Origin of the sequence: Dysgonomonas sp. GY75 (assembly GCF_015234155.1) — a bacterium.
GTDB lineage: Bacteria > Bacteroidota > Bacteroidia > Bacteroidales > Dysgonomonadaceae > Dysgonomonas > Dysgonomonas gadei.
Genome location: NZ_JADCLQ010000030.1, coordinates 45,471 through 69,638, shown reverse-complemented (window position 1 = coordinate 69,638; position 24,168 = coordinate 45,471). Strand labels below are relative to the sequence as shown.

Below are 24,168 nucleotides of genomic sequence, written 5' to 3'. Positions count from 1 at the left end.
TTATGAATGGAGTATCCGGAATAAAAAAGGATGCTTAATGAGGCATCCTTTTTTTATGTTTTTATTCGAGATCGGTTCGGTCGTTCGTTGTGTCATTGTCTGGCTGAGACACTAACAGGAAGTCGATAGGCTCGGATGTTTCATTTGCAATATAATGTTTCATCATAGGTTCTATCAGTATACCTTGCTGATCTTTTACGCTTACTTTTTTACCTTCTACATAAAATATTGCCGGACCTTTCAGTACAAAGAAGAATTGCCGTGAGGAGGTATGGAAGTGCAAAGTCTCCCGTGTTCCGGCGGGCATGGTTTCGATTTTCACTGATAAGGAATCTCTGTTCATGAGAATCCAACTACTACATTTGTCGCCCCAGAAATAATGAGGCGCCGATTTTTTATCTATCACTCTGCTCATAATTCTATAAATTTTAAGGTGCAATGTCTTAAAATTAAGAAATATATCGGAAAATATCGTTGTTTTCTAAAAATAATTGCGAAATGATTATCTTTAGCCTGTATTAAGGTCGCAGACCTGTTTAGTACTTTTTATCTGCAACAACAATAGCCGGTTACGGTTAAGTGATGTTGCATTAAATACTTTCTGTTACTTAGCTTATTCAATTTATCGTAATAAACAATGTCATTAGACAAAAACGAAGCCATAGAAAATTATATTCTTTCCCATATAGATGATGAAGGGGATTTGTTAAAGCAACTCAACCGGGATGCACATGTAAACCTACTGAAGCCACGTATGCTGTCGGGGCATTTGCAAGGCAGGATGTTGAATATGTTTTGCCGGATGACGCAGCCGAAATATATACTGGAAATAGGAACATACACAGCTTATGCGACTCTTTGTCTGGCTGAGGGCGCAGCCGATGATGCAGAGATTCATACCATAGAGGTAAACGACGAACTGGAAGATTTCATCATGAAATATCTTCATAAAACGAAACTGAAAGATAAGATACATCTGCATATAGGCGATGCTATGGAGATTATACCTAAAATAGACCGCATATTCGATATGGTATTTATCGATGCCAATAAGCGTCACTATATAGAATATTACAATCTCATCTACGATAAAGTACGTCCCGGAGGGCTGATTATCGCGGATAATACTTTGTGGGACGGACATGTGTTGGATACACCGAAACCCTCAGATAAACAGACTATCGGAATACAGGCTTTTAATGATATGCTTGCTAAAGATGACAGGGTGGAGAAAGTGATATTGCCTGTAAGGGACGGATTGACTCTGATATGGAAAAAATAGCAGGTTGGTATTTTATCTTTACAGCATAAAGGATAACCATTGTTAACTGATTACTGTTAACTGAAAAGTATTACCTTTGTACCCAAAATATATAATATGGATACTACCAGACAACAAAAAATAAACCGCCTTATCCAAAAGGAATTAAGTGAAATATTTAGGAAACAGACACAGCAGATGCGAGGTGTGCTCGTTTCTGTGAGTACCGTGCGTGTTAGTCCCGATTTGGGATTGGCAAAGGTGTATTTGAGTATTTTTCCGTCCGAGCAAGGGAAGGAACTCCTCGATAATATCAAAACCAATGTAAAGGCTTTGCGTTTCGATTTAGGCCAGAAGGTTGGCAAACAGTTGCGCGTGATTCCCGAATTGAGCTTTTATCTTGACGATTCGCTCGATTATCTGGATAATATAGATAAACTGCTTGGAAAAGATAATAAGACAGAAGAATAAACCTTGAACCTTTCGCTCCATATAGCCCGGCGCTATCTTTTTGCCAAGAAGTCGCATAATGCCATCAATGTCATATCCATGATATCGGTGTTTGGGATAGCTTTGGCTACAGCTGCTTTGGTTTGTGTGCTTTCTGTATTTAACGGGTTCACCGGAGTTGTTTCCCAAACATTCAGCGCATTTGATCCCGAATTACAGATAACACCTGCAAGTGGAAAGGTGTTTGATCCTAACAATCCTCAAATGGAGGAAGTAAAAAAGATAGCTGAAATAGCATTTATATCCGAATCACTTGAAGAGAACGCCCTGTTGAAAAATGGCGATCGTCAGGAGCCTATCATACTAAAGGGGGTATCGAAGAAATTTGAAAACCTTGCCGATATCGATAAGCTGATTATAGACGGCCGTTTTCTATTAAGGGAGGATACTTCCGGTGCCGTTGAGGCTTCTGGTGCTGATTCATTGCAGGAATGGCATATAGACAATGGGGTTGTCGGAGCAGGTCTGGCAATGTTTCTCGGTGTGCGTGCCAACTTTGTCAATCCGGTAGAGGTTTATGTGCCTAAAAGAAATGTAAGGGTTAATCCGGCTAATCCATCTACAGCCTTCGACCGTTCCGATGTATTTATAAGCGGAGTGTTTGCCCTGAATCAGGCAAAATATGACGATCAGATGATGATTGTATCCATAGATCTTGCGCGCGAACTGTTAAGATATGAAACCGAAGTGTCTTCTATCGATATAAAGCTGAAAGATGCAGCGGAAGTAGATAAGGTTCAGGCGAAGATAAAATCTGTTTTAGGCGAGAATTACCTTGTTAAAAACCGTTTTGAACAGCAGGAGGATCTGTTTCGTATGGTGAGTATAGAAAAATGGGTCACTTTCCTTATTCTGGCTATAATACTGGTGATTGCGGTTTTTAATATCGTAGGTTCGTTGACGATACTTATAATAGAAAAGAATGAAGATATCAGGATTCTTAAAAATTTAGGAGCTGATAATAAACTTATATTGAAAGTTTTTCTGTTCGAAGGCGGTCTGATAACTTTCGTGGGTACTATTGCAGGGATAGTATTGGGTCTTATAATATGTCTGTTGCAGCAGTATTTCGGATTGTTACAACTTGGCTCTACGCCGGGGACATTTGTTATGGATGCTTATCCGGTAGTGGTGGAGCTGTTGGATGTTTTGCTCATATTTGTCACTGTAAGTATGATTGGCCTTCTTGCTGTTATTTATCCTGTAAATAATCTGCGCAAACGCTTATAGCATCAGTTGCCAGAATTCCACATCGATTAGCCTGTCAAATTTTACTCCCGATTCCTTAAAATTACCTATAAGCTCGAAGTCGAATTTACGGTGCAGTTTCTGACTCTCGGGGTTTGGCAGGGATATGACACCTATCAGAGAATGGATGTTTATCTTCTGCGCCCTGATTATCAATTCCTGATAAAGAATACTTCCAATTCCGCTTCCGGTTGCTTTGAGATCGAGATATACGCTGGTTTCCAGAGTTATATCATATGCGACCCGCTCCCTCCAGTTGTTAAGATATGCATAGCCGATAACGATGCCGTCTTGCTCATAAACGAAATACGGGAAATTTTTACCTGTTACCTTTTTTATGCGTTCCTTTATATCCTCTTCACTTACCGGATCGTATTCGAATGTTATGATGGTTTCTTTTATATAGTAATTATATATTTCTGCAATTCTCTTTGCATCATCCGGGGTTACGTCTCTGATCATAAATTACTGTGCTACAAGTGGAGGAATTTCATCTGTCTTATTGGGTATTACAGGGTCTACTGAGACGATGCTGTCGACAACAAATTTAGAGTAGCCGCGCCAGGGCAGTCTGCCGTAATATTCTTTATAGTGGAGTTTTACGTTCTGACCACTCATGCCCATCAGTTTTATAGCCAAATCTTTATCGTCTATCGAAAATTTAAATTCATTTGACTGGAGACCTTGCATGCCCTGGCCGAATCCGGACTGGATAAGTTCTCCTTCATAGGTTTTGAAGATAACCCCTTTGTGTTTTACATTATTCAATATGCCGGCCTTAACGCCTGAATCGCTGAATGGAACAAAATACCAGACATATCCGAATATGAGAAAGCCAGCTATAATGATGGCCACGATTGTTATAATGACTTTTTTTGCCGTCATAATCCTTTATGTTTTATGTTAAAATAATATATAAGATGTTATGTTCAGAAAACAAAGATATTCATATTTTTAGACTATTTTTGCATAAGGGTTCAAAAAGTAAGCCTATGAATATTGAAGAACTTAGAAACTATTGCATGTCTGTGAAAGGTAGCACGGAGTCATTGCCTTTTCTGAAACACAATGTTTTAGTTTTTAAAGTAATGGAAAAGATGTTTGCTTATATTCCGTTGGAACCGAAGGATGGAGTGTTCAGGGTAAACTTGAAATGCGATCCGGAAAAGTCAGCCAGGCTCAGAGAAAGGTATGCGGGAGTTGGCGAAACTGATTTTAAAACGCTTACATGGAATCTGGTCACTCTGGATAGCGATGTGCCTGATGAGGTCATAAAAGAACAGATAAGACATTCCGTAGATGAAGTGATAAGCAAGCTTTCTAAAAAGAAAAGAGAAGAGTATTTAAATTCGTAAACGAAGAAATTGAAAATGATTATAAGAGACGCTCAGTTTGTAGTAAGTAATACCGATTACCGTAAATGTCCGCAGGACGGAAAGCCCGAATATGCATTTATCGGAAGGTCTAATGTCGGCAAATCTTCACTTATTAATATGCTGACAAACAGAAAGGGACTGGCCATGACTTCCTCCAAGCCGGGGAAAACACAATTGATAAATCATTTTATAATCAATGATGAATGGTATCTGGTCGATTTGCCAGGATATGGTTATGCTCAACGAGGAAAGGAAGGACGTGACCAAATAAGGAAGATTATTGACAGCTATATCATAAACAGGGCAGAGCTAACCTGTTTGTTCCTATTGTTGGATTGCCGCCATGAGCCGCAACAGATAGATATTGAATTTATGAACTGGCTGGGTGAAGAAGGTGTGCCATTTGTGATTGTGTTCACCAAGATAGATAAGTTGAGTAAAGGCGCATTGAAAAAGAATATGGAAGCATATACCGATACCCTGAAAGAAACATGGGAAGAAATTCCTCCTATATTTTATTCATCTGCTGAGCATAGATTGGGGGCAGATGAAATATTAGGCTATATTGAGCAGATAAATAAAAGTTTATAAAAAGTCCGATATTTAAAAACCTAAATTGAATATAGCATGCTGTTAGTTCCCATGATCGATGTAGCTGATGCCAATAATTACACAAGTGTAATAGAGTATATGCATGAAGTGCAGAAGAATGAAGTTGCCTGTGTAAACTGGCCGGAACTTTATCCTTCCCGGCCCGAAGTGGCCTTCAAGATAGCCCATAACGGAACACATTTGTTCCTTCAATTCTTTGTGGAAGAAAATGAAATTCTGGCAGAAGCGAGTGAAGATAACGGCCCTGTCTGGAAAGATTCATGTGTTGAGTTTTTTATGTCATTCGGGGACTCTCTCCATTATTATAATCTGGAAGTATCTTGTATCGGTAAGGTACTCTTGGGTTACAGAGAGAATAAGGCGAATTCGGAGCATGCATCTCCGGCTCTCTTGTCTTCTATAAAACGATATCCAAGCCTGGGTACAGAGCCTATTGGAAGAAGACAGGGCGATTTTAAATGGAATGTGTTAATCGTTGTCCCGGTTTCTGCTTATTGGCAATCCGGATTGGAGACATTTCGTGGAGTTAAAGCACGAGGGAATTTTTATAAATGCGGAGATAATTTGACTATTCCGCACTATCTTTCATGGAATCCGGTTGAGACAAAAACGCCAAATTTTCACATGCCTTTCTACTTCGGGGATATATACTTTGAATAAAAATGCAGAATTGAAGCTAATAGTCAAATTTAGAGGAAGATATCGTTTTTATTTTTATGTTAAAAAAGCTTTCATAGAATAGATTTTTTTTTATCTTTGCATGCGTTTGGAGTTGCATTCTTCTTGTACTCCTTTTCAAATATGGATATATTTAAATTTTTATGAAAAATAATTTCTTCGATAGGTTTAAACCTAAAGAAAACAAGTTCTTTCCGCTAATGAGCGAGATGGCTCAGATAATTTTGGTTGCATCTGACCTGATCATCGAGTGCGTCCAAGTTACTAACCACAATGATGCTGTAGAATACTACAAGAAAATCAAAGAACAGGAACGCAAAGCGGATGCTATCCAAAACAAAATTTTTGAAGAGTTGAACGAAACGTTTATTACTCCATTCGACAGGGAAGATATCAACCATCTTTCTGCTACGATGGACGACGTGACTGATTTGATCAACAGTTGTGCAAAGCGTATTATGCTTTACAGTCCGAAAGTGATGCCAGAGGCTGCAACACGTCTTGCTATGTTTGTGCGCGAATCTGCAGGTTTTCTTGTTCAGGCAATTGATGAGCTTGATATCCTGAAGAAAAGCACTACGAAGATCAAAGAATATTGTGAACAATTAGGCGTTATAGAAAAGAAGGCCGACGATGTGTATGAGCATTTCCTTATCGACCTGTTTGAGAATGAAACAGACGCCATCGAAGTTATAAAACTTAAAGATATCCTCCATGAGCTCGAGCGGGCTACTGACGCCTCCGAAGCAGTCGGGAAGATTATAAAGACAATGATTGTTAAGTACTCATAATCAAACGTAGAAATGACATTACTGATAATAATTATTGTTTTAGCCATTATTTTCGATTTTATCAATGGATTCCACGATGCGGCTAACTCGATAGCCACAGTCGTATCCACAAAAGTTCTTACCCCTACCCAGGCCGTTATCTGGGCTGCATTTTTCAACTTTGTCGCTTATTTTATCGCCAAATTTATTATCGGAGGTTTCGGTATTGCCGACACTGTTTCGAAAACCGTGGATATGAGTTTTATAGCCAATCCTTCGCATGTTATTATTGCTGGGTTGGTCGCTGCTATCACATGGAATCTGATTACATGGTGGCTGGGTATACCTTCGTCTTCATCACATACGCTTATCGGCGGATTTGCCGGAGCCGGTATTGCCGCTTCGGGCTTTCAGGCTGTGCATGCAGGGGTGATAGGCGTTATAGCATTGTTTATTGTTGTTGCTCCACTGATAGGTATGGTTGGCGGTAATTTTATTACACTGCTGACGCTTCATCTCGTGAAAAAGGTTAAGCCGAATAAAGCAGACCGGTGGTTCAAACGATTACAACTTATATCATCCGCATTACTTAGTATAGGTCATGGTCTTAATGACTCACAGAAAGTAATGGGTATCATAGCTGCTGCATTGATCGCCTTCTCCCAAACCAATGTTGATGTACATCCATGGTTGCAGATGGACTCAATGGCAGATATGCACGACTGGGTTCCGTTGGCGTGTTTTACTGCAATAGCAGTGGGTACGATGTGTGGAGGATGGAAGATAATGAAAACAATGGGTAACCGTATTACTAAAATCACACCTATAGAAGGCTTCTGTGCCCAGTCGGCCGGTGCATTGACTTTATTTATTACCGAAGTGTTGCATGTGCCGGTAAGTACAACGCATGTGATCACCGGAAGTATTATTGGAGTAGGTTCTATAAAGCGTCTTTCAGCGGTACGCTGGGGTGTAACAAAAGATTTGCTTGTTGCCTGGATTCTGACTATTCCTGTGAGTGCAGTTATGGCTATGCTTTTTTATTACGGACTAGGTCTGTTTATTGCATAGTTCGCTGCTCCCCCTTATTGACACAAACGTATTTTTTTATGACAAAAGAACAAATAGAGCACTCCGGTGCTCTGATGGAAGGCGATAAAGTTTACTTTCCGAATCTGAACGGATTGCGCTTTTTCGCTGCTTTTCTGGTGATATTGGGACATCAGGAATTGATGAAAGAATATTATCTGGGGGTAGAACCGTATTTTTTGCTCAAGAATCCCGATTCGGGACAACTGGGGGTTATTCTGTTCTTTGTACTGAGCGGATTTCTTATTACCTATCTGTTATTGATGGAAGAGGCCAAGACCAAGACTATTTCCATCAAGTATTTTTATGTCAGGCGTATATTGCGCATCTGGCCTTTATATTACTTCCTTGTATTACTTTCTTTTTTCGTCCTTAGATATATTCCATTTTTTGAATGGCCATATATTGATATAGAAAATGCTTATTCGCCACGGAGCTTAATATTATATCTACTCATTTTGCCAAATGTGATCCTTCATGGTATGGAAGTAGTTGTACCCTATATTGGCCATTCATGGTCAATTGGGGTGGAGGAGCAGTTTTATATCATCTGGCCTGTATTGATGAAGTTCGTAAAGAAGAAAGAACGGCTATTGATTGGTGTGATAGTAACATATCTTTTAATAAAATTTACCATTCCATATATTCAAGATATGACAGGGAGTTATCATGTATATGTCTTTTCCAAGATCTGGGACAAATTCAGTATCGATTGTATGGCTATAGGAGGACTGTTTGCAATATGGCATTATAAAAAAAAGGCCATTATCCGCTACTTATATAGCCCCATACTGAACTGGTCTATAGTCCTTTTCTTGTGTGCAGTATTCTTCTCTACCTTTCGCTTGCCAAATCTTAATAATGAATTCTTTGCTATACTTTTTGGTGTTTTGATCCTGAATCTGGCAACGAATCCCAACCCTATTCTCAACCTCGAAAACAAGGTGTTCAGTTTTTTAGGGAAGATCTCATATGGATTATATATGTATCATATTTTAGGTATTGTGCTGTCTGTTAGGTTATTAGGTGGATTTGGCGTTTATGCGTGGGGTGTTCAGACCTGCTTTTCTCTGGGTATAACTGTACTGATTTCGACTCTGTCGTATTATGGTTTCGAACAACGCTTTATACAGATGAAAGGAAAGTTCTCTAAGATATTGAGCGGGGATAATGTTCATAAATGAGAAAAAGATTATTAAAATATACTTCAGAATTGCTTTATATTCTGAAAAACAATATCTTTGCACCGCTTTTCGAAGCAAATAATGTTTAACTTTTTAATGATACTGATCAGGACAGGCGCCAGATCGAATTTTGAATGATTGATAATTTAAAAAATGTACAGCCGGTTGTAGATTTCGACTGGGATGCGTACGAAAAAGGAGACTCTTATACAGGTAAGAGCAAAGAAGAACTTGTAGAAACCTATGACCAGTCGCTGAATAAAGTAAACGACAAAGAAGTGGTAATGGGTAAAGTAACTGCTATGAACAAACGCGAAGTCGTAGTTAATATCGGTTACAAATCAGACGGTGTTGTATCAATGAATGAATTCCGTTACAATCCTGATCTGAAAATTGGTGACGAAGTAGAAGTATACATCGAAAGCCAGGAAGATAAAAAAGGACAACTTATCCTTTCTCACAAGAAAGCGCGTGCGACACGTTCTTGGGATCGTGTTAACGAAGCTCTAGAAAAAGATGAAATCATCAAAGGTTACATCAAATGTCGTACTAAGGGCGGTATGATCGTTGACGTATTCGGTATCGAGGCATTTTTACCGGGTTCTCAGATCGATGTGAAGCCTATCCGCGACTACGATGTGTTCGTTGGTAAGACAATGGAATTCAAAGTTGTTAAGATCAACCACGAATTCAAAAATGTTGTTGTTTCACACAAAGCTCTTATCGAAGCTGAACTTGAACAACAGAAGAAAGATATTATTTCGAAACTTGAAAAAGGCCAGGTACTTGAAGGTACAGTTAAGAACATCACATCATATGGTGTATTTATCGACCTTGGCGGCGTAGACGGACTTATCCACATTACAGACCTTTCTTGGGGACGTGTTCAACATCCGGAAGAAGTGGTTAAACTGGACGAGAAAATCAACGTTGTTATCCTTGACTTCGACGATGATAAAAAACGTATTGCTCTCGGCTTGAAACAACTTACTCCTCATCCTTGGGATGCTCTTAGCGCTGAACTTAAAGTTGGTGATAAGGTGAAAGGTAAAGTTGTGGTTATGGCTGATTACGGTGCATTTATCGAAATCGCTCCGGGCGTAGAAGGTTTGATCCACGTTTCGGAAATGAGCTGGGCACAACACTTGCGCAGCGCACAGGACTTTATGAAAGTTGGCGATGAAGTAGAAGCAGTAGTGCTTACTCTTGACCGCGACGAGCGTAAAATGTCTCTTGGTATCAAACAATTGAAGCCGGATCCATGGGAAAATATCGAAGAAAAATATCCTGTGGGAAGCAAACATACAGCTAAAGTTCGCAACTTCACTAATTTCGGTGTATTTGCTGAAATAGAAGAAGGTGTAGACGGACTGATCCATATTTCAGACCTTTCTTGGACTAAGAAAATCAAACACCCTAGCGAAGTAACTTCTATAGGTGCTGATATCGAAGTACAGGTGCTTGAAATCGACAAAGAAAACCGTCGTTTAAGCCTTGGTCACAAACAACTTGAAGAAAATCCTTGGGATGTATTTGAAACTATCTTTACTGTAGGTTCTGTACACGAAGGAACAGTTGTTGAAATGGTTGACAAAGGTGCTGTAATCTCTCTTCCTTATGGAGTAGAAGGTTTTGCAACTCCAAAACACTTAGTGAAAGAAGATGGTTCTCAAGCGAAAGTGGATGAGAAACTTGACTTTAAAGTAATCGAATTTAACAAGGACTCTAAACGTATTATCGTTTCTCATAGCCGTGTATTCGAAGACGAAAAACCGGAAGCTAGGGAAGCAGCAGCTGAAAAGAAGGCTAGAAAAACTGCGAAGAAAGAAAAAGACGAAACAGTAAGTCAATCTTCTAATATGGAAAAAACCACATTAGGTGATATTGAAGAACTGGCAGCTCTTAAAGAAAAACTTTCAGGCGGAAGCGACGCTAAATAAGAACTGATATTCTATCTATAGAAGAGGGGGCAACTTTTAAAAGTCGTCCCCTATCTTTTTGTTTATATAGTATTACTTACTAATTTTATGTATATTTATAAACAGTATTCACTAAAGAGTAATATTATGGATGAGCTGGTAACTGTGAAAACGTCTGATTTTGAGGCTAATCTGGCTATTGCAAAATCATATTTGATAGATAATGGCATTGATTGTGTCGTTAATGGGGAGTATATCACAATTTCCTTACCCGAGGGAGGAGGAGCAAGGTTGCAGGTGATGTCCGGTGATTATAACCGCGCAATAGAATTACTCATTAAAGGGGGCTTTGCAAAGCGTGAGGATTATGATTTCCGCGAATGAGTTATTTTAATATATAAAGTAAGGCGGCCATTTATATTAAATGGCCGCTTTTTTGCTGATAATATAGTTAATTGGTAGTAGCTTTCACCCTCTCCTCCTGACTCATTGCAGCCAGATTTTTTATCTTCGCAATATCCAGTTTCAAGCCTTCGGCAACACGTGTCCCGTATTCCGGATGCGCTTTATAGAATATAGCGCATTGACGGTATTGAATGCGTTGTTGCGCATTTTTGATATGCCCTACTATATTGCTTATGAGATTGCTTCTATCGTAGTCCGACATGGCTCGTGAATATAAAGCTCCGGCTTGTACAAAGTCTATATCTCCCAATGGATATTCGTGACGAGCGGCCATTCCCTGCACATCAATTGCGGGAGGTGTGAATTTTGCATCCGGCGCGGGCCCGTTGAAGGAATTTGGATAATAATTAGGCGCACTTTCCTGGCTCCCGATATTCATATGTCCGTCACGTTGATAATTGTGCATAGGGCATTTCGGCGCATTTACGGGGAGCTGATCGAAGTTTGTGCCCAGTCGGTGTCTCTGTGTGTCCGGATAGCTGAAAAGTCGAACCTGAAGCATCTTGTCGGGCGATGAAGCTATACCCGGTATGAAATTACTTGGAGAGAAAGCCGCTTGTTCTATTTCGTTAAAGTAATTTTGCGGATTTCTGTTCAATACGAATTTACCTACAGGGATGAGTGGATAGTCGCTGTGGAACCATACCTTGGTAATATCGAAAGGATCGAATTTATAGTTATCGGCTTCTTCCGGTTTCATGATCTGCACATAGGCGGTCCAGGAAGGAAAATCACCTTTTTCGATACTGTTGAACAGATCGCGTGTAGCATAATCAGGGTCAGTTCCGGCCAACTCGGTAGCTTGCTGGTCTGTCAGGTTCTTTATTCCCTGATCTGTTTTGAAATGCCATTTTACCCAAACATGCTCTCCTTTTTCATTGTACCACATATATGTATGGCTCGAAAAACCATGCATGTGACGATAACCGTCAGGTGTCCCTCTGTCGGAGAAAAGAATGGTAACCTGATGGATACTTTCCGGAGTGAGTGACAGGAAGTCCCAGAATGCATCCGCATCTTTCAGATTGGACAGCGGGTTTCTTTTTTGTGTGTGGATAAAATCGGGAAACTTTATACCGTCTCTGATAAAAAATGTAGGGGTATTATTACCGACCATATCGTAATTGCCCTGATTAGTATAAAATTTTAAAGCGAAACCGCGAGGGTCACGAGCAGTGTCGGCAGAACCTTTCTCGCCTCCTACAGTGGAAAAGCGCGCGAGCATCTCAGTTCGTTTGCCAACCTGTGAGAGGAAATCCGCACAAGTGTACTTTGTCACATCGTGTGTTACTTCAAAATAGCCGAACGCACCGGAACCTTTGGCATGTACAACTCTTTCGGGAATGCGTTCCCTGTCGAAATGAGCCAGTTTTTCTACGGTATGTACATCAGACAGCAAAGTCATTGTGTGTTTCTGAGTAGTGATGGAGGCCTGGTCATTGTCTACGGGATTTCCCTGATTTGTAGTTAGAATCTTTTTGTTCTCTTCCATAATGCAGTGTGTTTAAAGTGGTATGTAAGTTAAAATAACTGTTTGATTCAGATGTATATAGATAGTCTTAATTATTAAAACAATCAGATCGGCGTTTTGTTTTAATAATAATGTCCTATTTTCTGATCATAGTTTAACAAAGGCAGATGATAACTTGGATAAATTATAGGTTATATGTATCTTTAAGAACAACTAATTGTATAATGCTATGAGTGAAATGGTAACAGTAAAGACTTCAAATATTCCTGGGGAATTAGCTGTCGCAAAATCATATTTAGAAGATAATGATATTTATTGTTTTCTGAAGGATGAGCTGATAAATCAGGTTCATCCCTATGCCGTAGGCGGGATAAAGCTACAAGTGAGAGAGGAGGATGCGGAAGAGGCAATCAAACTTTTGCTTGAAGGCGGCTTTACCCGGAAAGAAGATTATGAAATACCCGAATCCACCTTGTTTTTGGTAAAATGGTATGAGAAAATAGCCTCATGGTTTGGGAAGAAATAGGAATGCTATTTTACTCCTACCGGGTAGTGAGGAATCAAAAAATTATTTTCTAACCATTCCCCTATATTCCGGGTCGTAATTTTGTATCCACCACTTATACATGAATACTGCGGTGATGCAATATATTCCGGCCTGTATCCACAACGCGATATATTCGAACCAGACGTCGCTTAATGTCGCCCCCATTGTATTTATCTTTATAAAACCGTGAATACCCGGTGTAGATGGAGCTATATAGGCAATTGCCTTTATAGGTGCGGGGATAGCTGTCCAGGGCCATGATATGCCCGAAATGAATATGAAAAGTACGCTGGTGAAAACAAACAGCATCATACCGAACTCCCGTTGAGAACAGAAGTATGACAATGTCATTGCAAAGAATGTAGCAGCCAGCAGGAAAGGCATCAGAAAAGCTGCAATAGTAAGGGGATCACCTATCTGAGGGAATTTGAAAATATAAGGTATGACTCTCAGTACCCATACAGATATAAGCATATAAAGTGATGCATAGCAGAAAGCTTTCCCTATGGTAAGTTTTACCGGGTGAACGCTTTTGCCTTGCGCTGTATGAGAGGCAATCGTAAAACGCTTCCTGTCGTTGTGTGTACCAACTAGTGTAGCTATGCCTAATATAAGTGTCTGTTGTATAATCAATATTAAGATCGCCGGAACAAGGAAACTGGCAAAGCCATTTTGAGGATTATACATCGTTACCCACTGGTTTTCTACTGTCTGACGTGTTGCGGCATCTTCTTCCTGGCTTCCTCCGCCTGTTTCTGCAACCCGTATATCGGCTCCCATATCGAGGGATACCTCTGTTGCACTTAAAAGCATAGCCTTATAAAACAGCAGGCTGCTCATATCGGAGAATACACTGATCTGTGTTTGTTGCTGTGTGTTTATGTTTTTGCTGAAATCTCTCGGGATATACATGATACCGTATGCCTCTTTCTTTCTCATGGCTTCACGGGCTTCTTCCATATCTGTTGCATATCCGATAATCTTCACGTCGGCTGTAGCATCTACTTTTCGTTTGAATTCGCGGGATAGGGCAGAGTTGGAATTGTCTACGACTACCACTTTGACTTCATGCACAGTCTCATTATTATATATAAAACTATATAAAACAGGGTAGGCGAGAGGCACAATGAAGAACAGGAGTATGACGGCTCCGTCTTTGAAGACAACCTTTAGTTCATTGATCCAAACATAATATATATCGAGCAGTAATTTCTTCATGCTGTTTCTGATTTATTCTTCATAAATATTATCCGTCAGCATTTTTCTGATCACACCGAAGAAAAAGGTTGCAAGCAGTACAAATGCGAGTAAGGCTGCATACTGATACATAGAATATCCTACAGGGATACCATTGAGTGCCTGGTCTACATATATGAGGAAGAAATGACGCAGAGGGAAAAAGTTACTCAACGCACTTAAACTACCATCCATCGCCAACGTGGAAAATGAAAATCCGGTGATAGAGAACGATACCATTCCTATAAGGCTTGCAATGCTTAAAGACAAGCGATAGTTGCGGAATATACCCAGCAGGATAACGCCCATTGCCTGCGCCGCCAGAATAAGGCAGAGATAATTCAGGAACATTGGCCAGAATCCGCTATGCAGTGGGAACTTATTGATATAATAGAATATCGATATGAAAAAGAACGCAATGCCCGTATAGATAATGGTATATGGCAATAATTTTCCAACGATTACCTTTAATATCGAGTTGTCTCCCATTGCCATCAGATTACGTCCGCTACCCGCTTTTATTTCCGAACCGAAACAGGATACTGTAAACATCAGTATAATAAGTTGTAGTATTCCGGGCATCAATATATTATTCAGATAAACCGAATAGTTGAGCCAAGGGTTACCCAAGGGGTGCGCATCTATTGTTATCGGTTGTAGTATCGGCATTATCTGGTTTTCCGTAAAGCCCTTTGCTTCGGCGGTTTGCAGTCCTACGGCTGCTGAGGCCAGTGTGGATATCGTCTTTAAGTCCTGAAACAGGAGAGAGCCGGATATAAGGAATGCATTGTTCGTATAATAAACAAGTTTAGGGCGGTTCCCCGATATGGCGTCTTTTGTAAAATCTTTTGGGATGGTCAATATTGCATATATTTCCATCCGCTCCATCTGCTGTCTTGCTTCCCTGAAAGAAAGACTTTTGTACTTGATATCTGTTTTCTCGAAAGCGTCGAGCTGGCGAATCAGTGTACGTGTGGTGGTTGTGTTGTCGAGATCTACAACCGCAATAGGAATGCGTGACGGCAGTCCGCTGCTCATCATCCACAGCAGTATAATCATGGATAGTAAGGGTGCGACAAATATCCCCCAGATACATATTTTGGAAGAGGAGATGCGCAACCATTCCCTTTTGAATATTGCGAATATGCCGGTTTCTTTGGTCATCTATCTAGTTACGGGTTGCAGATTGTTTATTATTCTTATTCTTTTATGATCAGGGACATTCCAGGAAGCACATCTATCGATTTGTCATTGAAACGGGCCTTTACTTCAAACGTTTTACGGTCGTATTGTCCCGTTGTCTTTGTAGCCTTCCACGCAGCATATGAGCCGAGGTCTTTAACGTAGTAGACGGTCATCTCTACTTCCTGATCCAGTGCCGGTACATACGCTTTAAATGTTTTACCCAAGTCTTTATAATCTTTTAGACGGTCTTCGCGGATATTAAATGAACCCCATTTGTCATCCAGTTTGGCTACATTCATTATTGGGGCTCCTGTACCTACAAGTTCGCCCTCATTAGGGAATTTCTCGGTTACTTTTCCGTCAGTCGGTGATATAAGGAAGCTTTCCGATATGTATGAAGCTACTTCTGCAACTGCACCTTTTGCCCTCTCTAATAAAGCCAGAGCTGCTTCTTTGTCTTCTCTTTCAGCTCCATTCACAGCCATGTCATACTGTGATTTCGCAGCTTTTTCCGTAGCGATGGCAGCATTTAGCTGAGCTTCTACTTCGTCGCGTTTCTGTGCCGTTACTACTCCTTTGTTATATAGATTTTGTACTCTCGTGAACGACTTCTGGGCTATGTCTACACCCACTTTGGCTTTTTGCCACATTTCATATGCACCTTGAATCTGCTCCACACGTGCGCCTTTTATGGCTTTCTGGTTCTGCGCGGCCGCACCCTGTTCGGCTGCGCTGGCCTGAGCCAGTTTGGCATCTATATCCGGGATGCTAAGTATAGCCAGTGTATCTCCTTTTTTTACGAAACTACCTTCGTCTACGAGGTATCGGGAGATACGTCCGGGTACTTTGCTGGATATACGGACCTCTGTAACATCGGCCTCTCCTTGTATGATATTATCTTCCTGATTCAGGAAAAAGAAGCCATAAAGGCCCACTACAATGATTATTGTTGCGAAAACCAGTATAGGTATAAGTTTCGATCCTGATTTTTTGTTTTCTGTATCCATATTTTTTAATAGTTGGAGATTTTTTAATTCTTTATTTAGAACTTACGGCCTAATGCTTTATTCAGATATATTTTGCAGAGAATTATATCTATTTGTGCATCTATCTTATCGGAATGGGCCGCGAGCCACGCTGTATGCGCTGCCATTACATCGGATGCCGCAATAACACCTTCTTCGAACCCTACATTAGCATATCGCAGGTTTTCATCGGCTTTTTCAGTGTTTTTTTGTGTAGATGCCAGTTTCTTATTTGCTTCGTTTAGCTTATATACGGACTGGTTTATCTGTAATGTGATTTTCTCTTTTGCTTCAGCCAGTTCAAATCGTTTAATGCGGGTTTCAGCTTTTGCTGCATTTAATTTTGCTGAACTGGAAACAAAATTCAGAGGCACTTTTAGTACTACTCCGACATTCCACATACCCCCGAATTTTTTCTCAAAACCATCAAATAAATTCGGATTTGTCCAGAGGTAATTGGCTGTAAAAGCCAGGTTCGGCATAAAGTCGGCCTGCGCTATCTTTTCCTGTTTGCCATATATTTTTGTGGCCAGTTCCAGACTTCTTATTTCAGTCCTGTTGGTTAATGCTTCATCTACGTTAGGCATCATCTCATTCTCTCCATTGATAATCAGATTATCGAGATTTTCATCTTGCAGCGTGATTTCATCGCTGATTTCCAATCCGCATATTTGGGTTAGCAGCATTTTGGCCAGGCTAAGCCCATTTTCCGCTTTGGTGAGCGTCATTTCCGCCTCGTTCAGTTTTACATTTACGGATAAGCGGTCGGCCTTGGTAGCAACACCCTCCTGCTCCATAGCTGAGATATCTGAGTCCATTTTTTTCATCAGTTCCACATAGGCCCCGGCTAATTTTCTTTTATTTGCAACCGATACTACCTGCCAGTATGCATTATCCACCTCTACGATTACATCTGTCATCTGGGTTTCTTTCATTGTTTTGGCAAGTTCTTCGGCGTAGGAGCGCAAATCGTTATAAGCGATTATTTTTCCACCCATAAATATCGGTTGGGTAAGGTTGAAGCCTCCTGCCCAAATGTTTTTTATATCTACTTCTCCCATCTTCCAGATGCCATCCCTTATGTTATCAGGAATAGGGATGGAAGATATTTCTCCAATAGGTACAGGTAAAGGGATTGCGCTGGGTATAGCAGAAGATGAGATCAGATGCAGATTTTTCTGGTTATGCATGTACCCTCCCAGAAATTGTATTTCCGGAAAGAATTTGGTTAATGCGTCTTTCTTATTGTAATATGCAATCTTTTCCTGCTCCGATGCTATTTTCAATGCCTTATTGTTTTCTATTGCCAATTGGCGGCATTGCTCCAGACTAAGAAGTTGCTGTGCAGCAACGTTTGTGTTGAAAACGAATATAATAAGGAGAATCGCCCCACAACTTTTTTTAATCATATTGGTTATTCTAATAAATCAATTATTGATTGTCTATGCAACTATTTGCAAAATTATATACATTTTCTAAATTATGATAATTACAATCACTTTTTACTAATAATTTAACATTTAGAAAAAAGAAAGGTTCATGTAGGAGTACATTAAATAGTCATTTATATGTTAATCAAAGGTCAGGTCTACTCAATCATCTTTATCCACTTATCTTCACTTTCTGATGATGCTACAACGGTTTCTATAAACTGCATACCTCTCACCCCGTCTTTTACGGTGGGAAAATCAAGATATTCAGGTTTTGGCTCATTCCCTTTCAGAATACAGTCTAAAGCCAGCGCAAAGTTCCGGTAAATATTAGCGAATGCTTCTATATAGCCTTCGGGATGACCTCCGGGAACACGTGTATTATGTTGTGAGAGGGATGACATATAGCCCGATCCCGTACGGATTATTTCATTCGGCTTATCGGCCCATTTAAGGATTATGGTATTCGGCTCTTCCTGTCGCCACGATAAGCTGCCTTTTTCTCCGTAAATACGGATTGTAAGGTCGTTCTCTTCTCCTATAGCTATTTGGGAGGCAGCCAGCATACCTTTAGCTCCGCCTTTGTAGCGGATCATAACAACCCCGTCGTCATCTAATATACGATTAGGAACGAATGAGTTTAGCTCGGCACATAATTCATCTACTTCCAGGCCTGAAATATATTCGGCCAGATTGTAAGCATGTACTCCTATATCCCCCATACAACCACCCTTACCGGCCCGCCGGGGGTCTACTCTCCATGCAGCCTGTTTATTTTCTCCGGCAATATCGTTAGACAACCATCCTTGCGGGTACTCCACATATATCCTGCGTATCTTTCCTAAATCTCCTCTACGTACACGGTGGCGTGATTCTTTTATCATCGGATACCCGGTGTATGTGTGTGTAAGTGCGAATAAAAGTCCTGTTTCCTTAACCTTGTCTCGCAGCTGATACGCCTCTTCTAAAGTGAAAGTCATAGGCTTATCCAATACTACATGGAATCCATTGTTGAGAGCGAGCATCGCAGGTTCGAAATGTAAGTCGTTAGGTGTTACGATAGCGACAAAATCCATCCGCTCTCCTTCGGGAAGTAAAGCCTCTTTCTCTATCATCTCAGTAAATGTCCGGTATGCCCGGTTCTCAGGAATAAATAAAGCACGGGCCGTAGTTTTCGTGTTTTCGAAGGATGAGCTAAAGCATCCGCATACCAACTCGATTTGTCCATCGAGAAAGGCGGCGATACGATGTACAGGACCGATGAAGGAACCTTCTCCTCCACCAATCATTCCCATTCTTATTTTTCGTTCCATGATCTAGGTATTTAGATTGCGGTAATTAATATTGAGACATTTGAAAACGCTTTTCAGCGTGTCACTTCGTCTATCAGATAAAAAATAGATTTGAAATTGATGTCGCTGTATTCACTCATTCCTATTTCGCAGGTGCGGCTGGTAGAATACCCGTCTTTACAGTCGGCAGGAACCTGTTCGGACAGATGCCTTAACCCGTGCTTGTTCAGTTCAGGGTAAGTAAAGCCCCTGTCCCCGGCAAATCCGCAGCAGTTACTTTCTACAAAGGCAACCTCTTTCGAGCACATTTTAGCAAGTTGCAGCAACTTTTGTTCCATGCCGATTTTCTTAACAGAGCAGACCGGAAATACAGTTACTACTTCCCGTGGGTTATTGACTTGTAGCTTAGGCATTACAAAGTCGATCATAAACTCTATGGGGTCGTATAGCTGAAGGTCTTTATTCGTATAGGTTTCATGGAAAGTATAAAAACACGGGCTCATATCGAACAGCACCGGGTATTTACCTCCTTCAGACGCTTTGTATAATGCGTCTTCCAGTTCTTTCGATTTACGTGCGCCTTCCTCTTTCAACCCTTTACTGCTAAATGCCATACCGCAGCACAGATGGTTGATGCCTTCGGGATAGATGATGGTAAAGCCTGCACGCTGGAGTAGCTCTTTGGTCTTTTGAGTAAGTTCCACATCCCCTTTCTCATAGCCGTTCGATTTACCCATCGATCGATTGATACAGGATGGAAAATAAACCACTTTATCGGTCTGCCCCTTGTTAACTACAGTGTCCTTTATCTTGTGCGCGCCCTTTGGCATATCCTTGTTCCATTTGGGAATGGTCTTGAAGGATGCGGTTCTCATTGCGGATGCAATGCCTCCCATCAGCGTATCTCCCAATATAGTATGGAAAGCATGTACGAAGTTGAGTCCGCCCCGCATCAGAGAAGTGGTTCCTGCCATACGATTACCTATATATGAAGCGATACTTTTGGCTGTATCTGATGCCTCATTGTGCCGCAGGTCCTTTATAAATTTGCCCGTATCTATCTTTACAGGGCATATCAGCCCGCAAAGGCCATCGGTTGCACAGGTTTCGTCCGAATAATATTTCGCGTCGTGCAACATCTGTTTCAGCCGTGCCGGGTTTTCTCCCTGTGTTTTCAGCCTTGAAATCTCCCGGGCTATGACAATACGCTGACGGGGCGATAAGGTCAGGCCTTCGGAGACGCAGTTAGGTTCGCAGAAACCGCATTCCATACATTTGTCTACAATTTCATTTACGGCAGGTAACGGTTTCAGGTTCTCGAGATGTATCTTCGGATTCTCATTGATCACCACACCCGGGTTGATGAGGTGGTAAGGATCGAATATTTTCTTTATGCGGAGCATTATCTTGTAGGCGGCTTCGCCCCATTCTTTCTCCACAAAAGGAGCCATGTTCCGGCCTGTTCCATGCTCGGCTTTAAGTGAACCGTCAAATTTGTTGACAACAATATCCGCCAGTTCGTCCATCATATCGGCATAGCGTTGCACTTCGCTCGGGGTACTGAAATCCTGCGAGAAATTCAGGTGCAGGTTGCCTTCCAGCGCATGTCCGAAAAGTACCGCGTCATGGTATTCATATTTTTTGAACAGGGCCTTCAGGGCAATACATGCTTCCGCCAGACGGGGAACAGGAAAAGCCACATCTTCGATAATACATGTAGTTCCTGTCTTTCGAAGACCTCCTACTGAGGAAAGCAGTCCTTTACGGGCTTTCCAGTTGAAATTATATTCTTTCGGGTCCGAAGTAAATCTGTATGGTTGTATGGTAGGGATCGTTTGTACAGCCTTTCGCACAGCGGTTTCTCGGGCATCCATATCCGCTTTTTCGTTCGCCTGTATTTCTACCAGCAGCACGCAAGCGGTTTCGGGCATAGTACGGAAATATTCCGGAGCATCTGGATCATCTTCCACCGAGCGGATAGAATCCCTATCCAGTAATTCTACAGCTGAAACAGGGCTTTCACGCAAAAGCGGAACAGCTTCACATGCCAGTTCGATGGTTTCGAATATCATCAGGGCACAAGCCTTGTATTTCTCGTCGGTAACGGTATGATAGGTGATATCGGAAATAAAGGCAAGTGTCCCTTCCGAGCCTATCATGAGGTGTTTGACGATATCGAAAGGGTCTTGATAGTCTACCAGAGCGTTAATGCTGTAGCCGGTTGTATTTTTAATCTTGAATTTACGCCTGATGCGTTCGTTCAAAACAGTATCAGACTTAATGTCGTCCCTTAACTGTTCTATCTCCTTTATTATGCCGGGATGCTTTGCTTTGAATGCTTTTTTACTTTCCTCGTCCGATGTATCGAGGACGGTGCCATCGTAAAGAACGATACGGATGTCGGCAATTGTTTTATATGAGTTCTGGGCCGTGCCGCAACACATTCCACTGGCATTGTTGGCGGCTATTCCACCAATCATGGCTGCATTTATTGAGGCAGGGTCGGGACCGATTTTCCGACCGAACGGTTGCAGGTAGATATTGGCTCTTGCACCGGTGATTCCCGGTTGCAGCCTGATCTTCATACCGTCATCATCCAGGATGGTATATTTGCGCCATTCGTGAGTCGCTACCATAAGTACGGAATCGGAAATTGCCTGTCCGGAAAGGCTTGTGCCTGCCGCCCGGTATGTTACGGGAAGATTCAAACGTCCGGTTTGGCGGATTACCTCTACGGCTTCCTCTTCGGTATGTACTTGTACTACTATTTTCGGAATCAGGCGGTAAAAACTGGCGTCTGTCCCGTAAGCTAACAATTGCAACGGATTTGTAATAATGCGTTTAACAGGGATTGTCTTTGATAATTCGTCTTTTAATTGCTGATAATTAGCAGGTAGCATAGCAATACTTCTTTTAGTTGATTGAAAATAAACAGTTTGAAATAAAACAGATGCAAGTTATAAAACATATTCGAGAAATCAGTGCTAATAGCAGGTGGATAATAAGGTCTCTATCAAAAATCGTTAAATGGGAGTTGCAGGCATGATGTGGTATCTTACTTTATAGGTATAGTAAATGATGAATGGCTGTTTAAAAAAATACAAAACCTATAAATTCCATCTTATTAGTTCTTTAAATACAAGAAAAAAGACTAATTTTGTGGGTCAAATTTAAGAGCCTGTTTAAATTTTAGCGAAAATTTTTTCGGGGGCTCTTTTAACTAAATCTTAGCTACTTTTTGTATTGTTTTGAGCGTCTTTTTTACTTTTTTCTTTTGATTTAGCCCGCTAATTAGCTCCGCTGACCGTTGGTTCTGCAAGTGAAAATCAAAAAATTCATCTCGAAATAATTATAAAAAAGTTCAGCTATAAAATTTAAACAGACTCTAACAAACGAAAAAACGAAATACATTATTCATTTTTAAACAAATAAAAACAATGAGAATCGAGAAAATTTTCGCACGTGAAATCTTGGATTCAAGAGGAAATCCTACAATTGAAGTTGATGTAACCCTTGAATGCGGTATACTTGGCCGCGCTGCTGTACCGTCAGGTGCTTCAACAGGAGAAAACGAAGCTTTGGAACTTCGCGATGGTGACAAAAAACGTTATGGAGGTAAAGGTGTAACTAAAGCCGTAGATAATGTAAACAAAATAATAGCTCCTGCCTTACTAGGTGAATCTTCTCTTGACCAAAGAGGAATCGACAGCAAAATGCTTAAACTGGATGGAACTAAAACCAAATCTAAACTTGGTGCTAATGCTATTCTTGGTGTTTCTCTTGCTGTAGCTAAAGCTGCTGCTAATTATCTTGAACTTCCTTTGTATCGCTATATCGGCGGTACTAACACTTATACGCTGCCTGTGCCGATGATGAACATCATCAATGGTGGTTCTCACTCTGATGCTCCTATCGCATTCCAGGAATTTATGATCCGCCCTGTAGGTGCAAAATCATTCAAAGAAGGTTTGAGAATGGGTGCTGAAGTTTTCCATTCATTAAAAAAAGTGCTTCACGACCGTGGCCTTAGCACTGCGGTAGGTGATGAAGGTGGCTTCGCTCCTGCTCTTAACGGAACTGAAGATGCTTTGGATTCTATCCTTAAAGCAATCAAAGATGCAGGTTACAAAGCCGGAAAAGACATCACTATTGCTCTTGACTGTGCTGCTTCTGAATTCTTCAACAGAGAAACTAAAGTGTATGACTATAGTAAATTTGAAGGAAAAGGCGGTGCAAAACGCAAAATCGCTGACCAGGTTAAATTCCTTAAAGAACTGACTGAAAAATATCCTATCGACTCTATCGAAGACGGTATGGACGAAAGCGACTGGGATGGCTGGAAAAAACTTACAGATGCTATCGGTGACAAAGTTCAGCTTGTAGGAGACGACTTGTTCGTAACTAACGTTGACTTCCTTCAAAAAGGTATCGAAAGCGGATGTGCTAACTCTATCCTTATCAAAGTAAACCAAATCGGTACACTTTCTGAAACATTGGATGCTATCGAAATGGCTCACCGTGCAGGATATACAAGCGTAACATCTCACCGTTCGGGTGAAACAGAAGATGCTACCATCGCTGACATCGCCGTTGCTACTAACTCAGGACAGATCAAAACAGGTTCTCTTAGCCGCACAGACCGTATGGCTAAATACAACCAGCTTCTCCGTATCGAAGAAGAACTTGGCGACAAAGCTGTTTATGGCTGGAAACGCGTTCAACGCAAAAAATAAGAAGTCAATTCTTAATATTATAGAAAACCGGTGTCTGAAAAGACATCGGTTTTTGATTTTTATATGAATCTGCATATATTTGTATAAGCCTATGCGGGAAGGCTATTGTTTCTTCCTCAGACAGACAGTTCAAGCTT

Annotated in this window: 23 protein-coding genes; 13 read left to right on the top strand and 10 right to left on the bottom strand. The window is 40.9% G+C overall.

Features of this window, described 5'->3' with window-relative positions:
- Positions 1-61 precede the first annotated feature (61 nt).
- Entirely contained in the window at positions 62-415 is a 354-nt protein-coding gene (locus IR083_RS11365) for a cupin domain-containing protein (RefSeq protein ID WP_194224423.1), read from the bottom strand.
- A gap of 222 nt (positions 416-637) precedes the next feature.
- Here IR083_RS11365 and IR083_RS11360 point away from each other — a divergent pair, with 222 nt between their 5' ends.
- The 3 genes from IR083_RS11360 to IR083_RS11350 all read left to right on the top strand — a co-directional run bounded on the left by IR083_RS11360 (position 638) and on the right by IR083_RS11350 (position 3,001).
- Positions 638-1,282, top strand: a complete 645-nt coding sequence (locus tag IR083_RS11360; protein WP_194224422.1) for an O-methyltransferase — start codon at positions 638-640, stop codon at positions 1,280-1,282.
- Between the two features lie 96 nt (positions 1,283-1,378).
- Complete coding sequence (rbfA, locus tag IR083_RS11355) at positions 1,379-1,732, top strand: 30S ribosome-binding factor RbfA (protein ID WP_006800160.1); 354 nt, start codon at positions 1,379-1,381, stop codon at positions 1,730-1,732.
- Between the two features lie 3 nt (positions 1,733-1,735).
- A complete protein-coding gene (locus tag IR083_RS11350; RefSeq protein ID WP_194224421.1) occupies positions 1,736-3,001 on the top strand; it encodes an FtsX-like permease family protein in 1,266 nt (421 codons plus the stop codon).
- Here the strand turns inward: IR083_RS11350 and IR083_RS11345 are convergent.
- Complete coding sequence (locus tag IR083_RS11345; RefSeq protein WP_194224420.1) at positions 2,996-3,481, bottom strand: GNAT family N-acetyltransferase; 486 nt, start codon at positions 3,479-3,481, stop codon at positions 2,996-2,998. The two genes, IR083_RS11350 and IR083_RS11345, sit on opposite strands and share 6 nt — an antisense overlap.
- A gap of 3 nt (positions 3,482-3,484) precedes the next feature.
- Entirely contained in the window at positions 3,485-3,904 is a 420-nt protein-coding gene (locus IR083_RS11340; RefSeq protein WP_006800157.1) for a hypothetical protein, read from the bottom strand.
- Positions 3,905-4,011: 107 nt separating this feature from the next.
- Here IR083_RS11340 and IR083_RS11335 point away from each other — a divergent pair, with 107 nt between their 5' ends.
- From IR083_RS11335 to IR083_RS11300, 8 genes are all read left to right on the top strand, one after another.
- Positions 4,012-4,374 (top strand): MmcQ/YjbR family DNA-binding protein, encoded by a 363-nt coding sequence (locus IR083_RS11335; RefSeq protein ID WP_044216314.1) that lies wholly within the window; start codon positions 4,012-4,014, stop codon positions 4,372-4,374.
- A 15-nt stretch (positions 4,375-4,389) separates the two neighbouring features.
- Positions 4,390-4,986, top strand: a complete 597-nt coding sequence (yihA, locus tag IR083_RS11330) for a ribosome biogenesis GTP-binding protein YihA/YsxC (RefSeq protein ID WP_006800155.1) — start codon at positions 4,390-4,392, stop codon at positions 4,984-4,986.
- Between the two features lie 36 nt (positions 4,987-5,022).
- On the top strand, positions 5,023-5,667 hold the full coding sequence (locus IR083_RS11325; RefSeq protein ID WP_194224419.1) for a carbohydrate-binding family 9-like protein: 645 nt from the start codon (positions 5,023-5,025) through the stop codon (positions 5,665-5,667).
- Positions 5,668-5,828: 161 nt separating this feature from the next.
- Entirely contained in the window at positions 5,829-6,476 is a 648-nt protein-coding gene (locus IR083_RS11320; RefSeq protein ID WP_006800153.1) for a DUF47 domain-containing protein, read from the top strand.
- Between the two features lie 12 nt (positions 6,477-6,488).
- Positions 6,489-7,526 carry an inorganic phosphate transporter gene (locus IR083_RS11315; RefSeq protein ID WP_006800152.1) on the top strand — a complete coding sequence of 346 codons (1,038 nt, stop codon included), beginning with the start codon at positions 6,489-6,491 and terminating at the stop codon, positions 7,524-7,526.
- 38 nt (positions 7,527-7,564) lie between these two features.
- Entirely contained in the window at positions 7,565-8,728 is a 1,164-nt protein-coding gene (locus IR083_RS11310) for an acyltransferase family protein (protein ID WP_194224418.1), read from the top strand.
- 137 nt (positions 8,729-8,865) lie between these two features.
- Positions 8,866-10,668: a 30S ribosomal protein S1 gene (gene rpsA, locus IR083_RS11305; RefSeq protein ID WP_194224453.1), complete on the top strand. Its 1,803-nt coding sequence runs from the start codon at positions 8,866-8,868 to the stop codon at positions 10,666-10,668.
- 126 nt (positions 10,669-10,794) lie between these two features.
- A complete protein-coding gene (locus IR083_RS11300) occupies positions 10,795-11,031 on the top strand; it encodes a hypothetical protein (protein ID WP_194224417.1) in 237 nt (78 codons plus the stop codon).
- Positions 11,032-11,098: 67 nt separating this feature from the next.
- On the opposite strand, the gene IR083_RS11295 is transcribed toward IR083_RS11300, so the two are convergent.
- The gene (locus IR083_RS11295; RefSeq protein WP_194224416.1) at positions 11,099-12,604 is read right to left on the bottom strand and encodes a catalase; all 1,506 of its coding nucleotides are present in this window, start codon (positions 12,602-12,604) and stop codon (positions 11,099-11,101) included.
- A gap of 208 nt (positions 12,605-12,812) precedes the next feature.
- Here IR083_RS11295 and IR083_RS11290 point away from each other — a divergent pair, with 208 nt between their 5' ends.
- Positions 12,813-13,109 carry a putative signal transducing protein gene (locus tag IR083_RS11290; RefSeq protein ID WP_194224415.1) on the top strand — a complete coding sequence of 99 codons (297 nt, stop codon included), beginning with the start codon at positions 12,813-12,815 and terminating at the stop codon, positions 13,107-13,109.
- A gap of 42 nt (positions 13,110-13,151) precedes the next feature.
- Here IR083_RS11290 and IR083_RS11285 read toward each other — a convergent pair whose 3' ends face one another.
- The 6 genes from IR083_RS11285 to IR083_RS11260 all read right to left on the bottom strand — a co-directional run bounded on the left by IR083_RS11285 (position 13,152) and on the right by IR083_RS11260 (position 22,198).
- Entirely contained in the window at positions 13,152-14,348 is a 1,197-nt protein-coding gene (locus IR083_RS11285) for an ABC transporter permease (protein ID WP_006800146.1), read from the bottom strand.
- Between the two features lie 12 nt (positions 14,349-14,360).
- Positions 14,361-15,530: an ABC transporter permease gene (locus tag IR083_RS11280; RefSeq protein WP_194224414.1), complete on the bottom strand. Its 1,170-nt coding sequence runs from the start codon at positions 15,528-15,530 to the stop codon at positions 14,361-14,363.
- 35 nt (positions 15,531-15,565) lie between these two features.
- Positions 15,566-16,558 carry an HlyD family secretion protein gene (locus IR083_RS11275; RefSeq protein WP_006800144.1) on the bottom strand — a complete coding sequence of 331 codons (993 nt, stop codon included), beginning with the start codon at positions 16,556-16,558 and terminating at the stop codon, positions 15,566-15,568.
- 35 nt (positions 16,559-16,593) lie between these two features.
- Positions 16,594-17,985, bottom strand: coding sequence for a TolC family protein (locus IR083_RS11270; protein ID WP_194224413.1), 1,392 nt, complete (start codon positions 17,983-17,985; stop codon positions 16,594-16,596).
- Positions 17,986-18,164: 179 nt separating this feature from the next.
- Positions 18,165-19,319, bottom strand: coding sequence for a Gfo/Idh/MocA family protein (locus tag IR083_RS11265; protein ID WP_194224412.1), 1,155 nt, complete (start codon positions 19,317-19,319; stop codon positions 18,165-18,167).
- Between the two features lie 53 nt (positions 19,320-19,372).
- On the bottom strand, positions 19,373-22,198 hold the full coding sequence (locus tag IR083_RS11260) for an FAD-binding and (Fe-S)-binding domain-containing protein (protein ID WP_194224411.1): 2,826 nt from the start codon (positions 22,196-22,198) through the stop codon (positions 19,373-19,375).
- Between the two features lie 537 nt (positions 22,199-22,735).
- On the opposite strand from IR083_RS11260, the gene eno reads away from it, so the two are divergent.
- On the top strand, positions 22,736-24,031 hold the full coding sequence (gene eno, locus IR083_RS11255; protein WP_006800140.1) for a phosphopyruvate hydratase: 1,296 nt from the start codon (positions 22,736-22,738) through the stop codon (positions 24,029-24,031).
- The last annotated feature ends 137 nt before the right edge of the window (positions 24,032-24,168 follow it).